Here is a 17,858-nt window from a genome sequence, read left to right on the forward strand (position 1 = left end):
TACAAATATTAATATATGGTATATTATGAGGGTTTAGAATTTGATTAATAAACATGCGAAGTAACCTTATAAATTTAATAAAAGTGTTTGTAGGTGAAATTATGAAGGAATTTGATATGGAACAAGAAAATAAGGAAAGCTTAGAAAAGTCATGTGAATGTAGTGTGGAACTAAAAAAGGAATTGAAGGATAAAGAGCAGTTGTTAAATGCAATCTTCCAAGTCACTAATGTAGGTATATGCGTTACAGATGAGAGTGGAAGTTTTACAATAGTTAATGATGCCTATTGTAAGATTTATGGGTATACAAGAGAGGAACTAGTGGGTAACCATTTTACCAAAATTATATCAGAAGAAAACTGTGAGGATGCTAGGAAGGCTCATGATAAATTTTTTAATGAAGGTTTTGAAATGGGTAGAGAATGGTCGGTTATAACTAAGGATGGTAGAGTTTTAAATGTTTATTCTTCAGCAGCATTATTAAAACAAGAAGATGGGAAAAAGTATAAAGTCACTACAATAAATGATATAACTGAATTTAAAGAAACCCATAATAAATTAAATTTAGTAGCCTATGCACTTTCATCTGCTAACGATGGAATTATTTTTACCACCGCTAACCCTTCAGAAATTTTGTACATCAATGAAGCCATGGTAAAAATAACTGGGTTCACTCTGGAAGAACTTGAAAAACAACCAGGAGGATTCCTAAAAACTGGTCCAGAGGATCATAGCTTCTATGCAGATATGTGGGCTAAAATTGAAAAAGAAGGCTTTTGGCAAGGTGAAATTAGAGGTAGGAAAAAAAATAAGGAAGAATATGTTGCAGAACTTAATTTGAATAGAATTACAGATTCAGATGGCGAAACAACAAATTATGTTGCAATTTTAAATGAAATTACTGAGAAGAAAAAGGTAGAGAAAAGGATACAGTATCTAGCTACCTATAGTAGTATAACCAATCTTCCTAATCGCCAACATTTTGAAGGTACTCTAAGTAAAGCTATAAAGAAACATGAAAATCCTCATGGCAAGTTAGCAACCGTAATGGTTGATTTAGATAGGTTTAAAAATGTAAATGATAACTACAGCTTTGCTATGGGTAATAAACTTTTGAGAGCAGTAGCTTATAGAATTAGAAATACGCTAAAAGATATAGCTACAGTTGCTTATCTTGGAGAAGATCACTTTGGTATACTTTTAGATCAAGTTTTAGGAATGAATAGTGTATGTAATGTAACCCAAAAAATTAAACAAGCTCTTAGTGAACCTTTTATTTTTGATAATGTACACATTAGTATAACAGCTAGTATAGGAGTTAGTTTTTATCGAAGAGAAAGTAAAGGAAGCGAGGACTTAATCAGTCATGCAGAAAAGGCCATTGCTGAAGCTAAACGATTAGGCGGAGATTGTATGCAGGTGTATACTATAGAAATGAACCGAAAGCTTACAAGAAGATCTCAGCTTGAAAATGACTTAAAAACTGCTATCAAAAACCATGAATTGTTTTTAGTGTACCAGCCACAAATAGAGCTACAAAAGGAGCAAATAATAGGAGTAGAAGCCTTAATAAGGTGGAAGCATCCAACTTTAGGCATGGTACCTCCAGATGAATTTATTGCTATAGCAGAAGAAACAGGAAGTATTTTGCCTATTGGTCAGTGGGTAATTAAAACTGCAGCAGAACAAGCAAAAAAATGGGAAACCATGAAGCTGCCAATAAAAAAAGTTGCTGTGAATTTAAGTTCTGTTCAGTTAAAGCATGACCATATCTGTAAAGTTATTAAGGAAATACTAGAAGAAGTAGATATTAAACCAGATAGTCTTGAAATAGAATTAACGGAGAGTACCATGATGGAGGATATAAAAAAATCTATCGATATTTTTAATAGTTTGAAGCAAATGGGATTAAAAATTGCTGTAGATGATTTTGGTACGGGATATTCTTCACTAAGTTATTTAAGAAAAATTCCCATAAATAAACTTAAGATAGATCGTTCCTTTATTATGGATTTAGGTAGTGATTTTGAAGGATCAGTAATTACAAAAACCATAATTCATATGGCTAAAAACTTAGGTTTTAAGGTGATTGCTGAAGGCACTGAAACAAAAGAACAAATTCAGTATTTGAGAGAAAATGGATGTGATGAGGCACAAGGGTACTACTATAGTAAGCCTCTTCTTCCAGCGGAATTGGAAAAATTTGTTTTAAGTAAAAGATAATAGAGCAGGACTGTCTCACTATGGTTATAACCATGGATAATGGGCAGTCCTTTTATTTTTAAATGCATATTATGTTATTAAGCTTTATAAAGTTATGAGAGTTTTAAAGTGATTTTTATAAAACCTCTTTTGACACGGTTACTAATTTTTTGCTAAAAAATTGCATAGATACCCTAAATAAGTGTAATATAATTTCGAATAGATATAGATATAGCATTAAATTGTACTGTAGATAACTGTTAGGACGTGAATTTTATGAATAAAGATATAAATAAAAGAGTTTTAGAAGTTAGAGGAAATTCAGAAGAACTGAATAAATTTATGGAAGAATTCAAGCCCTTTATTATTTCTACAGCAGAAAAAACCTTAAATAGGTATGTAGATTGCAAAAATGACGAAGAGTGGAGTATTGCTTTACTTGCTTTTAATGAGGCTATTGTAAATTATGAAATTAATAAAGGAAGCTTTTTATCTTTTTCAAAGATGGTAATCAAGGCTAGATTAATTGATTATTACAGAAAAGAATCAAAGTATAAAAATATGATTTATATTAATAAGATATCAGAGGAAGAAGAAGAAATAGATTTGTCTGAAAAACAAGCCATCGATGAATATCACAAGGAAAATAGTAATGAGTATAGGAAAATAGAAATTCAGCAATTAACAGAAGAGCTTAAAAAGTGGGATATAACTTTTAAGGATTTAGTTAAGGCTTCTCCAAAAAGAACTGCTACAAGAAAGATTTATAATACCATAATTGATTTTATATTAAATGATGAAAAAGCTTTAAATTATGTGTTAAATAAAAAAACTATCCCTATTGCAGAAATAGAAAAAAATACTTTGGTACCTCGGAAAAAAATTGAAAGATCACGAAAATATATAATATCAGTACTACTAATAATCTTAGGTGACTATGAGTATTTAAAGGAGTATGTAAATTTGGAGGAACAGATATGAAAGGGATAATAGTTGAAAAGGGAAAAAAGCATTTTATTGTAATAACAAAAGAGGGAAGATTTGCAAGAGTAAGAGGTAAAGATGGTTACTCAATTGGAGATGAATATGAAGCAGGAATTGATTTTTTAAGAGGGTTTCAACTATTCTCCAATACCAATAGGGGAAGTTTTGCAGGGTTTAATTTAGCTATTAATAAAAGAATGGCCACTGCTTTTGCAACAGTAGCTTTGGTTTTTGGTATATCTACAGTTACCTACGCATATATAGCACCTTATGATTATGTAAGTATAGATGTAAATCCAAGTGTAGAATTAGGCATAAATAGATTTAATAGAGTTACGAAAGTGGAAAGTTTTAATGAGGATGGAACTAAGATTTTAAATGAATTATCCCTAAAGAATAAAACCTCTCAAGAGGCTATGGAATTGGTAATCAAAGAAGTAGAACAACAGGGTTTTTTTAAGGAAGAATTAAATAATGAACTGATGATTACTGTTTCTGCTAAAGATGAGGAAAAGGCTAGGAAGATGGAAATAGAGCTAGGTGAAGTAGTGAAAGAGAAGCTTTACAAGGGCAATCTAGATAAAACTCCAATAACAACAGCTTCAGTTACCTTAGAAAGACACAAGGAAGCTGAAAGTCTAGGAATTTCTACTGGAAAACTTAATCTAATTCAGAAGCTTCAGGGAGTAATACCTGAAGTAAAGTATGAGGATTATGTGGATGCTCCTGTAAAAGATATTATGAAAGCGATTAAAGACAGTAGAAAAGATAATAATTTAGCAGAAGAGGAAAACTCACAATTACTGGATAAAAGTGAGAGTGACGAATCTGTAAAGCCAGGAAATAAACAAGTTGAAAAAGATAAGGAAAATAAGAACTCACAAGAAAAAATTAAAGAAAATAATAGTAATAATGCAAATGAAAATAATAATTCTAATAAGGAAAATAAGAATACTGAAATTGGCCCGAAGAAAAATGATGATAAATCTAATAAAGATAAAGATGACAAGTCAAGTAAAGGTCAAGGAAACAATAAGGGTAACCAGCCAAAAAAGGATAAGGGAAAGTAACCTTAAATTAAGTTATGTAAGGTTACAGTAGTCAAGTGATTTTGAATGGATAAAAATAAGGTAAGAGCTAGCTGTTTAATAAAATAGTTAGCTCTTCTCTATTGAAACGGGGTTAACTAAAATAAACACGTACCTTGCCTAGAAGTTGATGCCATTGAAGAAACAGGGAAAAGTCTAGCCAGTTGCTTCTGCAATGAAGGAACAGTTAAGTTTTGCATTAGATTTTGCCAAAAGTATAGAGGCTTATAAATATTCTTGACAATAGAGCTGATAACATTGAAAATATAACAAGTACTATAGATGAAATAGACAACGACAGCAATTAAAAACTTCTTAAAATAATTATGAATAATCTTTATGTTGCCATTGTATATTTTTTTACTATAAGTTATAATCTCTTTGTAACAATTATTATATTACGAACAGAAAACCTATAACTAACAAGGGATGCAATTTTGGTAAAGTATAAGTTCTTTATAAAAATACCCCTGATAAAATTAGGAATCATAATAACAGTTACTTGCAATAGATATTGCAAGCAATAGATATTGCAAGCAATAGATATTGGAAACAATTAATTTATTGGAATTAATTAAATAAAAAGTTTTCTAGGGTTCCGCAGAAGGAGTTTTCTGGCCTGGTCCGAGAGAAGACGCACATGAACTTGTGTACACGGAAGGATAAAAGCCTGGGAGATATCAAAACTAGATATCTTCTAGGCTTATTTTGTTGTCATATATAGTTTATTAAAGTATCAGAGTTGTATTTTCATTTTTCAACAACTAAGAAATTATATAGACTTGCTTTAGCCTATGTAGGAGGTTATTCAATTTATATTAAGAATAAAGAGGAGTAAAGTTATGAGCAAAAGATTAAACTTATTAGAAGAGGATGTAAGAAAAATATTTTTTCATTACCTATTGCCAAGTATAGGCGGTATGGTAGGACTGTCACTTTATATTTTCTTTGATACTATGTTTGTAGGTCAAGGAGTAGGGAGTGAAGGTTTAGCAGCTCTTAGTATAGCAATTCCTATGTACAATGTATATAATGCTATTGGGCTACTGCTTGGAGTAGGGGGGGCTACAGTACTTTCAATTTATCATGGTGAGAAAAATTATGATAAGGCTAATGAGGCTTTTACCATTTCCTTAATTATTGCAGTAATTTTAGGAGTAGTTCTTACTTTAATTCAAGGTATGTTTATTGATGAGTTATGTTATTTTTTAGGGGCTACTGAGAAATTATTTCCATTAGTTAAAGAGTACTTAGAAATAATGGCCAAATTTACTTGGGCCTTTATATTGTCAGGAACTATGGTTGCTATGGTTAGAAACGATAAAAATCCTAAGCTAGCTATGTGGGCTATGCTTTCAGGCTGTATATCAAACATATTTTTAGATTGGCTTTTTATAATTGGTTTTAATATGGGAATGACTGGGGCTATAGTTGCCACAGTAATGTCTCCAATTATTACTTTATTAATTTTAAGTGTTCACTTTTTTAAAAAAATGAATACTATAAAGCTAGTTAAAATTAAAAGTGATTTTTCACTAAGTATAAGAATTATTAGGAATGGAATGGCTAGCTTTATTCTTGAAGTTTCAGGAGCTATTGTTATTTTTGCCTTTAATAAAGCGGTTTTTAGTTTAATAGGTGACATAGGTCTTTCTGCCTATAGTATTATTGCAAATATAAATTTAATATGCGCAGCAATTTTTACTGGAGTTGCACAAGCTATTCAACCAATTATTAGCATAAACTTTGGAGGGAAAAAGACGGATAGAATAAATAAATCTATTAAATATGCTATCATAACTTCCATAGTATTAGGTATAAGTTTTTATATTATTGGGCTTATTATACCAAAACCTATAGTTTTGATTTTTAATAGAGATAATATAGAGTTGATGAAAATAACTGTTAATGGTATTAGATTGTACTTCATAGCCTTTTTATTTATGGGAGTTAATATTTCTTTAGTATCTTACTTCCAATCTATTGAAAAGGCAAAAATATCAATTTTTTCTTCTTTAAGTAGAGGGATTATCTTTATACTAATTGGCTTATTCCTTTTACCAAAAGTATTTTCTATAAATGGAGTATGGCTAACTGCCACCTTTGCCGAAGTAATCACTTTGATTATTAATCTCGCGTATGTTTTCATCAATAGAAAACATCTAATAAACTAGAACTTCTTAAGACTTCATTCTTTAAGGATGAGGTCTTTATTTATAAGTAGAAAATTAAATATTTTATGTTTAGATATTGAAAAAAGTGGTGCTGCTCTATGAGATGATTTAATAAGTGAAGTATAATAAAATGGATTTTTATTGTTATGCTATTTTAAGTTGTTAAGGGTTATAAATTTAAAAGTATTTCATATATTTTATTAAGAACCGTAAAAGAAACTCAACATATATAGAATGCAATAAAGATACTGGATAAATATATGTAATTATATTTTTTATTATCTTAAATATAAGCTGATAAAAATTATCTTATAATGTAGAAGCAATATTGCAACTTATATATTAAGCTGAAAATTCATTTTAAACATTGAAATTTAATTATTCATGAGGTGAAAAAATGAAGTATAAAAGAGAAAATCATAAGAAACCATTAAAGGAAAAAAGCAGATTTTTAACTATCATCGTATCCTTTTTAATCTGTAGTAGCATGGTTTTAGGAGTTAGCATGGAAGCTAAGGCCTTGTCACAAAAGGGGGAAAACACAAATAGTGAATTTTTAGAACTTATAATGAACAGTGTTATAGCACCTTTTAAAGCAAATACTAAAAGAGGCGATAGCAATATGCTTGGATACTTATCTCTTAATCCTCTAAAAGTAATTAAAAGAGAGGTGGCCTATGTGGAGGATAAGGCTATAAAAGAAGAATTTAAGCAGGAGCAAGTGGTAGAAGAAGAGAAGAAAGCTGAAGAAATTGTACTTAATCCTTTTAGTTTAAGTGAAAACTCTATAAGTAAACAGGAACAGGCAAAGGTAGAAGTGGTAGGAAATCCACAAGATAATTCAAAGAAAAGGATACTCATCTACCATTCTCATACCACAGAGGCTTATGATGCTGATGAACCTAGAAAAATGGATTTAGGTCAAACTGTGGCAGCAGTTGGTGATGAGCTTGCAAAGGAATTTGAAAAGCAGGGTTTTACAGTAATTCACGATAAAACTATTCATGACCTAGATTATAATAGCTCCTATGCTAAATCTAGGGAAACTATGAGTAAGTATTTTGAGAAGTTTAAGGACTTTGACTTTGTAGTAGACTTACATAGAGATGATGGTCCTTCCAAGGCCAATGTGACTACTAAAATCAACAATGAGGATGCAGCAAGACTAATCATTGTTACAACTACCAGTGACCCTAGATATAAGGCCCATATGGCAAATATTAACGCTATTTTTCAGGTAGCAAAAAGAGAATATCCAACCCTTTTTAGAGAGAAAAATCTTCATACTAACTATAGCGGCACAAGATATTATAATCAAGACTTAAGTGATAATGCGTTATTGTTAGAGGTTGGAGCAACATCTAATAAACTTCAAGAAGCCAAGAATAGTATGAAGTATGTGGCAAGAGTTGTAGCTGAGGTAATAAATAATAGAAAAAAATAGTTTAGGGATAAATATAATATAATTTTCTAGATAGAATGCAATAAGGACACCTTAATAAATATATTTAGTTCTGTTTTGAATTCTCTCAATAGGCTTTGATAATGAAAAATGATTTATTTTCAAAAGGCTTTAAGAAAACTAAAATAATAACAATTTATAAGCTAAGTCTTGCTATGACAATCTATAATATAAGTTGCTAAAAATTACTTTATAGTGCAGAACTAATATTGCTACTTACTATATAGTAATAATTTTCATAATATACAATATATCTTAGGAAGCTACTTTTGTTAGCTAATTCTTAGCTGAAAGTATAAAAGCTATACTTCTCTATCTTTTAAAGGAGTATAGCTTTTATATTTAAAACAATACAATAGAATTTTTGAATAACCGAGAAAACAAACACATATATTTAGAATACAAATATTATTTTATAAATTTTATTAAAATGTTTGAAAAGTCAAAAAGTTATGTTATAATATTTTTAAGATTGGAAACGTTACCGAAAACGATTCATAAAAATATACATAAGAAAACGAAAAATTTATTAGAAGGGGAATAGAGTAGGCTAATATAAAGTATTAAACTCCATTCTCCATAATTAATATCAATATTGGAAACGTTTCCGAAAACGTTACTTATAGTTTTTCAGAAAAGAGGTTTTTTATGAAAAATTTAAATATAAAAGATATCGCTCGTATAGCAGGCGTTGGCGTTAGTACTGTTTCAAGGGTTTTAAATAACCATCCAGATGTGAAAGATGAAACAAGGCAGAAGATCCTAGAAGTTATGAATAACTTTAGTTATGTGCCAAATAACAGTGCAAGAAACTTAAAAAGAAACACTTCTAATAATATAGGGGTATTAGTCAAAGGAATTCATAACCCCTTCTTTTCAAAGATGATAAAATCCATTGAAGAAGAAATTGATAAAGAAGGATACTCTATGATTCTTCATTACAATGAAAGCAATAATAATGATATAGAAGCTGCAATTGAGCTTATTAAAGAGAAAAAACTTAAAGGATTAATTTGTCTTGGTGGTGACTTTGAAGACTTAGATAAACAAGAACTTATTGACTTAAAGACACCAATTGTATTAGCGTCTACCTATGTTATTGAAAAGGCTAATAAGACTTTATTTTCAAGCGTAATTATAGAAAATAAAGAGGCAGCTTTTAAAGCCGTAGACTACATAGCAAACCTTGGACATAGAAGGATAGCAATTATTACTACGGGAGAAGAAGATAGAACTATTGGAAAGCTAAGATTTGAAGGTTATAAAAAAGCCTTAAAAGAAAATTCAATAGATTTTAATGAGGACTTTGTAGAAATAGGAGAATATACCTTTGAATCCGGTTTTTCAGCAATGAACAAGCTTTTGGAGAAAAAACTGGATTTAACAGCAGTGTTTGTGACTACAGATATTATGGCAATTGGTGCATCTAAAGCAATTTTAACTAGAGGGCTAAAAATTCCAGAGGATATTTCCATAGTAGGTTTTGATGGTATTGATTATTCCTTGTATTTTCACCCATCTCTAACCACTGTAGTTCAACCAGTAGAGGAAATGGGGACAAAAAGCATTGATTTACTTTTTGATATACTAAAAAACAAAAAAAATCATCAACATATAGTTCTAGAAACGAAACTAGAAGAAAGAGAATCTTGTATAAAAATTTTAGAGGAGGCTTCACATGGCTAATGTTGTTATAAAGGGCATTGAAAAGGTTTACCCTAATGGATTTAAAGCAGTGCATGGTATTGATTTAGAAGTTAAAGATGGTGAATTTATGGTTTTAGTTGGCCCTTCAGGCTGTGCTAAATCCACTACTTTAAGAATGGTAGCTGGACTTGAGGAAATTACTAATGGAACTATTTCTATAGGGGATAAGGTGGTCAACAATATTCCACCAAAGGATAGAGGCATTGCAATGGTATTTCAAAACTATGCACTTTATCCTCATATGACAGTATATGAAAATATGGCATTTTCCTTAAAGCTTAAAAAGCTACCAAAGGATGAGATAGATAAGAAGGTAAGAGAAGCCGCAAAAATATTAGATTTAGAGGAAGTATTAAAAAGACGTCCAAAGGAGTTATCTGGAGGGCAAAGACAAAGGGTAGCTGTAGGACGTGCTATTGTTCGTGATCCAGAGGTTTTCTTATTTGATGAACCACTTTCAAACTTAGATGCAAAACTAAGAGTTCATATGAGGGTACAACTTTCACAACTGCATAAGAAGCTTAAGTCTACCATGATTTATGTAACTCATGACCAAGTTGAAGCTATGACTATGGGAGATAGAATTTGTGTAATGAACTTTGGAAAAATAATGCAGGTGGATACACCTTTAAATCTATACCATTACCCTAAAAATAAGTTCACTGCTGGCTTCATAGGTTCTCCTGCCATGAATATTGTTGAGGGTGAGTTAATAGAAAAAGAGGAAAGTATTGCGGTAAAAATAGGGGGAGAAATTTTAATACTTCCTGAAACTAAGGGAAGTAAGGTGAAAAATCATATAGGAAAAAAAGTTTGGTTTGGAATTAGACCTGAACACATTAATTTAAAAGATTTGGGAAATGCTTCGAAAATAAGCGGAAATATAGATGTAATTGAGCATATGGGGAATGAGTCTTTTGTTTATTTTAGCAATGAGGAATTGCAGTTAACTGCAAAAATTGATTCCATGGAATCAAGAAACTTAAAAACAGGAAAATCAGAAGATTTTATATTGCATTTAGAAAACTGTCATATTTTTGATTATGAAAGTGAAGAGAATATAAGTCTGTAATTGATAGGTTTTAGATTAATTTAAACTTGTACTGCTAACGTTTTGTTTAGATAGGAGTACTTTGCTAAAACAAACTTTCAAGGACGTTAATCCTTTTGAAAAGTAACTTTTGTAATTGAGTTTAGATATTATTTTAAAGTGTTATCAATTTAAATTTAATATATTCATAACATTATAGGGGAGGATTATTAACATGAAAAAAGTTAAAAAAATCTTAGCTTTAGCCATTTCATCCTTAATGGTGACTTCAGCTTTAACTGGTTGTGCGTCTAATGGGGATAAAAAGACAGACGAAGGAACAAAACCAGCGGCAGAGGAGAAAAAAGAAAATGTTACCCTAAACATATTCCAGTTTAAGGTGGAGATTGATAAGGAGTTTAAAGAAGCGGCACAAGCTTATACTGCTGAGCATCCAAATGTAAAAATTAATGTAGAAACTGTAGGTGGCGGTGCTGATTATGGTGCAGCTCTAAGAGCAAAAATTCAAGGTGGAACAGAACCTTCTATATTTAATATTGGAGGACCACAAGATGTTAAGGATTGGGAATCTAGATTAGTTGATTTAACTAATGAGCCTTGGACAAAACAAGCTCTTGATGGGGTTTTATCAGGAGTAACAGTTAATAATAAAGTTTATGCAATGCCTTTTGCAGTAGAAGGTTATGGCTTTGTTTATAACAAAGAAATATTCCAGGCTGCAGGAATCGATGCTAAAGGGGTTAAAGACTATGCTTCTTTAGAAAAAGCAGTAAAGGATTTAGATACTAAAATTAAAGCAGGGGAATTAAAGAGCAAATATCCAAATCTAGAGGCAGCTTTCGAGTTACCAGCAAAAGAAACTTGGGTAACTGGACTTCATACTTCAAATGCAGCTATTTCACAAGAGTTTAATAGTTCATTAGATGCCTTTGCAGCTAAAAAGATTGATTTTAAAAATGGAGAAGCTCTAAAAGCATTAATAGATTTACAAGCTAACTACTCTCCAAGTGCAAAATCAAAAGAAAAGTTAAGCACAGTAGATTATGCAACTCAAGTAGACCAAGGACTTGCTATTGAACGTGTAGCTATGATTCAACAAGGTAACTGGATTTATGGTGGAGTTCAAAAAATAGATCCTAAGGTAGCTGATAAACTAGATATATTACCAATGTCAGTTAAGGGTGGAAAAGAAGATACAATTCCAATGGGAGTTCCAATGTACTGGGCAGTTAACAACAAAGGTACAGCAGCTGAGCAAGCAGCAGCTAAGGATTTCTTAAATTGGCTTTATACTTCAGAAAAAGGTAAAGATTATATAGTTAATAAATTCTTCTTTATACCTCCATTTAAAGGTTATGAAAGCTTACAACCAAAAGATCCACTAGGTGCTGCAGTTAAGAGATACGCAGAGGCTGGAAAGACAACACCTTGGGTATTTATGGGATATCCAACTGGCTGGGGAATGGAAGTTCTAGGACAAGAAATTCAAAAATACCTAGCTGGACAAGAAGATTGGAATGCTGTAATCAAGAATTCTCAAGCTAAATGGGAAGAAATGAGAAAATAGTATTCTATGTGTACACATAGAATTAATTGAAAAATAATCTTATAGTTTGAATTGGCTTAGTAAGAAACATTGAAATTGGGGAGGGTTTTGCCCTCCCTAAATTATATATTCACTCACTTTTTTTCTTAAGAACTTGGGAAAAAATTTAAGACTAAATATAAAAAGGAGGTTACTATGAAGAATTCAAAGTTGTGGTTTAGTTTATTTGTTGGTCCTATACTTTTAGCATTTTTAATGGTAGTAATAATTCCTATGATTTCAGGAGTATACTTTTCCTTCACTAATTGGAATGGTATAGAAAATAATGCTACTTGGGTTGGACTTGCAAATTATAAACAAGTGTTTAATAAAGAAAGTGGTTTCATACCAGCATTTATATTTACAGCAAAATTTGCAATAGCATCAGTAATTGCAATAAACTTATTTGGATTTTCTCTTGCCTTATTAGTTACAAGAGGAATGAAAATAAGCAATATTTTAAGAAGTATATTTTTCATGCCTAATATGGTTGGTGGTTTAATTTTAGGTTTTATATGGCAATTTATTTTTACTAAGGCTTTTTCATGGGTAGGTACAAAATTAGGAATAGAATTTTTAAAAGGGTGGCTTGCAACTAGCACCACAGGATTTTGGGCTTTAGTAATATTAATGTCTTGGCAAATGTCAGGTTACATGATGATTATTTATATTGCTGCTCTTCAAGGAATCCCTGAGTCTTTAAATGAAGCTGCAGAAATTGATGGAGCTAATGGGTTCCAAAGGTTAAGACATATTACTCTGCCTTTAGTTGCACCAGCCTTTACTGTTGGATTATTTTTAACGCTATCAAACTCCTTCAAGTTATTTGATCAGAACTTATCCTTAACAGGAGGAGGACCTTTTAACTCCACGCAGATGCTAGCACTTAACATATATAATTCAGCCTTTACCTTTAACCAATTTGGATTAGCTCAAGCAAAGGCAGTTATATTCTTAATAACTATAGCAATAATTTCCCTTACACAGCTTTATTTTAGCAAGAAAAAGGAGGTAGAAATGTAATGAAAGAAAAGTTTTTCAAAAGGCTAGGTTGGAACCTTTTGGGGATTTCCGTGGCTTTAGTATTTTTAGCACCTCTATACATTGTGTTTACTAACTCCTTTAAAACTGCCAAGGGAATATTTACAAATGTACTTAGTATGCCAGTAAAGGATACCTTTACGGTAAATAACTATATTCAGGCTTTTAAGGATTTAAACTTTATTCATTCCTTAGCTAACTCTTTATTCATTACAATTACAAGTACAGTATTAATAGTAATTTTTGCTTCAATGGCAGCTTGGATGTTAGTAAGAAGCAAGTCAAAGTTCAGTACTTTTTTATTCTTCTTATTTGCAGCAGCTATGTTAATTCCTTTTCAATCAGTTATGCTTCCCCTAATAAATCTATTAGGAAAGCTTAAGATGCTAAATCCTATTGGTCTAATCTTTGCTTACTTAGGCTTTGGTTCAAGCTTATCCATAATTTTGTACCATGGATTTATTAAAGGAATACCTGTGGAGCTGGAGGAAGCAGCTTTAATAGATGGCTGCAATAAGTTTCAAGTATTTTGGCTTATTGTATTTCCACTATTAAAACCAATAACAGTTACTGTATCTATATTAAATGCTATGTGGATTTGGAATGACTTTCTACTTCCACAATTAGTTATAAATAAACCAGAGTGGCACACCATACCATTAAAAATGTTCTACTTCTTTGGACAGTACTCAAAGAGGTGGGATTTAGCTCTTGCAGGGCTCGTAATTGGTATGATTCCAATTATCATATTCTACTTCTTTGCCCAAAAGCATATTGTTAAGGGAGTTACACAAGGGTCTATAAAGTAATAAATTATGAGAGTAGACCTAGTGTAATAAAGGAAGATATTCTACACTGATTTAATCCATAAAGTAGTTTAAGAGGAGTGTGAGTATATGAACTTATATAAATTAACTGAGAAGGTGTTTAAGTACTCCTTTGGGAAGCCAATAAATACGGAGGCTGTATTAACTAAAGGTGAAAAAGTAAAAGAAGAACCTTTAAGATATTTTAACATAGATAGTACTGAAGGAATGAGCTTTAACTATAAAATGACTAAGGATCAAATAGTATGGGGACTTGGAGAAAACCTAAGGGGAATGAATAAAAGGGGAGGAATTTATGAGTCCTTCTGTAGTGATGACCCAAGGCATACTCCAGATAAAAAATCCTTATATAGTGCTCATAATTTTTTAGTGGTGGACGGAGAAGAAACCTTTGGAGTGTTTATTGATTATCCAGGAAAAGTTGTTTTTGATGTTGGATTCTCAGAGGAAAACTCTTTAGTAATAGCCATTGAAGAAAAAGATGTAGATGTTTATATTATTACTGGTGAAAAACCTCTAGAAATTGTAAGAGAATTTTTAAATATAATTGGAGAAAGCTATGCTCCGCCTAAGTGGGCTTTTGGATATCAACAATCTAGATGGAGCTACCCTAATGAAGAAGCTGTAAGAGAAGTTGGGGATAAATTCATAGAAAATAGCATACCTTGTGATGCCATTTATTTAGATATAGATTATATGGAGAGATTTAAGGATTTTACAATTGATGAAACAGCTTTTCCACATTTTAAGACTTTCACTAAAGAGATGAAGGATAAAGGTTTTAGACTTATTCCAATTATTGATGCAGGGGTAAAAATTGAAAAAGATTATGACGTATATGAAGAAGGCTTAGAAAAAAACTATTTTTGTAGCGATGCTGAAGGAAAGCCCTTTGTGGCAGCAGTTTGGCCTGGACGTTGCCATTTTCCTGATTTTTTAAACCCTCAAGTTAGAACTTGGTTTGGATTAAAGTACAAAGTATTAACGGACTTAGGTATTGAAGGTTTTTGGAATGATATGAATGAGCCAGCCTTATTTTATACAGATAGAGGACTAAAGGATGCTATTAATCTAGCTAAGGCATCAGAAAATAGAAACCTAGATATCTACTCTTTCTTTAAATTAAATGACACCTTTAATAATATGACCAATAGTTTAGAGGATTACAAGAGCTTTTATCATAATATAAATGGTGAAAAGATAAATCACTATAAAGTTCATAATTTATATGGCTATAATATGACCAGAGCAGCAGGAGAAGGTTTGAGTTTAATAGATTCAAATAAGAGATTTTTGTTGTTCTCTAGGGCCTCTTATATTGGAATGCATAGATACGGAGGCATTTGGACAGGAGATAACCACTCCTGGTGGGAGCATCTGCTTTTAAATATTAAGATGATGCCATCTTTAAATATGTGTGGATTTTTATATGTAGGTGCAGATACAGGTGGCTTTGGAGGAAATGTAAACCATGAGCTTATAACCAGGTGGACCCAATTTAGTATTTTTACTCCACTTTTTAGAAATCATGCAGCTATGGGAACAAGAAAACAAGAGCCTTATTCTTTTGAAGAAAGCACAATAAACCTCTTAAGAAGTGCTATTGAATTGCGTTATGCATTAATACCCTATATTTATTCTGAATACATGAAATCCTTAAAGAATAAGGATATGTACTTCAAGCCTTTAAGTTTTGAATACCCCGATGATTTTAGCAAAAGGGTGGAAAACCAATTGCTTTTAGGAGATTCATTAATGATTACTCCAGTATATGAGGAGAATTCTTTAGGTAGGTATGTTTACTTACCAGAGGATATGGTGCTTTGGAAGGTGAAAAATTACCAGGAAAGAACCTATGAGATCGTAAAAGCTGGCCATCATTATATTGACGTAGACTTAAATGAAGTACCCATATTTATAAGAACAGACAAGGCTTTTGTTTTAGGAAAGCATAGCAAAAATGTGGAGAGTTTAAACAATGAGGAACTCAATGTTATAGCCTTTGTAGAGAATGAAGCGACTTATGTTTGCTACGATGATGATGGGGCCACTAAGGACTATAAGGTAGGAAAACATGAAGAAATAATTATTCACATAAAAAAATTCAAAGATGATGAGTTCACTATAGAAATAGAAAGTAAAGGAAATACAAAGGTAAAGACCTTGAACTTTGAAATAATTAATACAGATGGAAGGGTTCACAGCAAAACCCTATCAATAAAACCTTAGGAAGGAGAAGGATAAAGATGAAGAGAAGCAGCGGTATTTTAATGCACATAACCTCCTTACCAAGTCCTTATGGAATAGGAACCTTTGGAAAGGAGGCCTATGAATTTGTAGATTTCTTAGTTAAAGCAGGGCAAAAATATTGGCAAATACTGCCACTAGGATCTACAAGTTTTGGAGATTCTCCCTATCAATCTTTTTCTGCCTTCGCAGGAAATCCCTATTTTATAGATTTGGACCTTCTTAGCAAGGAAGGTCTTCTTCAAAAGAAGGATTATGAAACTTTAGATTTTGGTCATAATGCCCTAAGTGTAGATTACGAGAAGATATTTAAAAATAAAATGAAGGTTTTAAAAGTTGCCTACAATAATGCTAAGAATAAATATGTAGGGGATATAGAGGAATTTAAGAAGAAAAATAACCTCTGGTTAGAGGATTATGCCCTATACATGGCAGTGAAAGAAAGGTTTCAATTAAAGCCTTGGAAGTTTTGGGATGAGGATATTAAACTAAGAAAAGAAAGTGCTTTAAACACTTATAAGAGAGAATTGAAAGAAGAAATAGAGTATTGGGTATTTTTGCAGTACTTATTTTATAAGCAGTATGAGGAATTAAAGGCCTACGCACACTCTAAAGGAATTAAAATTATTGGTGATATTCCTATATATGTAGCAGAAGATAGTGCTGATACTTGGGCCAATAGCAACATATTTCTACTAGATGAGAATAAAACTCCAACTGTAGTTGCTGGTTGTCCACCGGATGCTTTTTCAGAAACTGGTCAGCTTTGGGGAAACCCTATTTATGATTGGAAGGCTTTAGAAGAAGAAGATTACCAATGGTGGATTGAAAGAATTGACGCAAGTAGAAAAATATATGATGTAATTAGAATAGACCACTTTAGAGGCTTTGAATCCTATTGGCAAATTCCTTATGGAGAAGAAACTGCTATAAATGGAACTTGGGTGAAGGGCCCAGGAATAAAGCTTTTTAATGCAATTAAGAAGGCTTTAGGGGATGTAGAAATTATTGCTGAAGACCTAGGCTTTTTAACTGAAGAAGTTATAAATTTTAGAATAGAATCTGGATACCCAGGGATGAAAGTCCTTCAATTTGCCTTTGATTCTAGGGAAGAAAGTGATTACTTACCGCATAATTATGAAAAGAATTGTGTAGTTTATACAGGAACCCATGATAATTATACTGTAAACGGGTGGTTTAAGAATGCTAATAAACTAGATGTAGATTATGCAGTTAGGTATTTAAACTTAAATGAAAATGAAGGCTATAACTGGGGATTTATTAGAGGAGCTCTAAGCTCTGTAGGTACTTTAGCAATTGCACAAATGCAAGATTATCTAGGCCTTGAAGATGAAGGAAGAATGAATATTCCATCAACTCTAGGAGGAAACTGGCAGTGGAGAGTGAAAAAAGAAGCTCTTACAGAAGCGTTGGCAGAAAAAATTAATAAAATAACAAAGCTTTATGGAAGATAGAAAAGGAAAGGTAGAT

General features: G+C 31.7%; 12 protein-coding genes and 1 riboswitch. All 12 genes read left to right on the plus strand.

Annotated features, from left to right (window positions below):
• The first annotated feature begins 101 nt into the window (after window positions 1–101).
• Window positions 102–2,222 carry a sensor domain-containing protein gene (locus J2Z44_RS05880; protein ID WP_161624477.1) on the plus strand — a complete coding sequence of 707 codons (2,121 nt, stop codon included), beginning with the start codon at window positions 102–104 and terminating at the stop codon, window positions 2,220–2,222.
• Window positions 2,223–2,477: 255 nt separating this feature from the next.
• Complete coding sequence (gene sigI / locus J2Z44_RS05885; protein WP_021283952.1) at window positions 2,478–3,182, plus strand: RNA polymerase sigma-I factor; 705 nt, start codon at window positions 2,478–2,480, stop codon at window positions 3,180–3,182.
• Window positions 3,179–4,255 (plus strand): anti-sigma-I factor RsgI family protein, encoded by a 1,077-nt coding sequence (locus tag J2Z44_RS05890; RefSeq protein ID WP_021283953.1) that lies wholly within the window; start codon window positions 3,179–3,181, stop codon window positions 4,253–4,255. Before sigI ends, J2Z44_RS05890 begins: the two co-directional genes overlap by 4 nt.
• Window positions 4,256–4,852: 597 nt before the next feature.
• A riboswitch (guanidine-I (ykkC/yxkD leader) is annotated at window positions 4,853–4,952 on the plus strand.
• A gap of 163 nt (window positions 4,953–5,115) precedes the next feature.
• A complete protein-coding gene (locus J2Z44_RS05895) occupies window positions 5,116–6,447 on the plus strand; it encodes an MATE family efflux transporter (protein ID WP_209649409.1) in 1,332 nt (443 codons plus the stop codon).
• Between the two features lie 397 nt (window positions 6,448–6,844).
• The gene (locus J2Z44_RS05900; RefSeq protein WP_021283956.1) at window positions 6,845–7,891 is read left to right on the plus strand and encodes a stage II sporulation protein P; all 1,047 of its coding nucleotides are present in this window, start codon (window positions 6,845–6,847) and stop codon (window positions 7,889–7,891) included.
• Between the two features lie 666 nt (window positions 7,892–8,557).
• Complete coding sequence (locus tag J2Z44_RS05905; protein WP_209649410.1) at window positions 8,558–9,595, plus strand: LacI family DNA-binding transcriptional regulator; 1,038 nt, start codon at window positions 8,558–8,560, stop codon at window positions 9,593–9,595.
• Complete coding sequence (locus J2Z44_RS05910) at window positions 9,588–10,688, plus strand: ABC transporter ATP-binding protein (protein ID WP_021283958.1); 1,101 nt, start codon at window positions 9,588–9,590, stop codon at window positions 10,686–10,688. Before J2Z44_RS05905 ends, J2Z44_RS05910 begins: the two co-directional genes overlap by 8 nt.
• 193 nt (window positions 10,689–10,881) lie before the next feature.
• The gene (locus tag J2Z44_RS05915; protein ID WP_209649411.1) at window positions 10,882–12,234 is read left to right on the plus strand and encodes an ABC transporter substrate-binding protein; all 1,353 of its coding nucleotides are present in this window, start codon (window positions 10,882–10,884) and stop codon (window positions 12,232–12,234) included.
• 174 nt (window positions 12,235–12,408) lie between these two features.
• Window positions 12,409–13,275 (plus strand): carbohydrate ABC transporter permease, encoded by an 867-nt coding sequence (locus J2Z44_RS05920; protein ID WP_021283961.1) that lies wholly within the window; start codon window positions 12,409–12,411, stop codon window positions 13,273–13,275.
• Window positions 13,275–14,102: a carbohydrate ABC transporter permease gene (locus tag J2Z44_RS05925; protein ID WP_021283962.1), complete on the plus strand. Its 828-nt coding sequence runs from the start codon at window positions 13,275–13,277 to the stop codon at window positions 14,100–14,102. Before J2Z44_RS05920 ends, J2Z44_RS05925 begins: the two co-directional genes overlap by 1 nt.
• Window positions 14,103–14,189: 87 nt before the next feature.
• Entirely contained in the window at window positions 14,190–16,349 is a 2,160-nt protein-coding gene (locus tag J2Z44_RS05930; protein ID WP_021283963.1) for a TIM-barrel domain-containing protein, read from the plus strand.
• 17 nt (window positions 16,350–16,366) lie between these two features.
• The gene (gene malQ, locus J2Z44_RS05935; protein WP_021283964.1) at window positions 16,367–17,842 is read left to right on the plus strand and encodes a 4-alpha-glucanotransferase; all 1,476 of its coding nucleotides are present in this window, start codon (window positions 16,367–16,369) and stop codon (window positions 17,840–17,842) included.
• Window positions 17,843–17,858: the final 16 nt, after the last annotated feature.

Origin of the sequence: Clostridium punense (assembly GCF_017874425.1) — a bacterium.
Classification (GTDB): Bacteria; Bacillota; Clostridia; order Clostridiales; family Clostridiaceae; genus Clostridium_J; species Clostridium_J punense.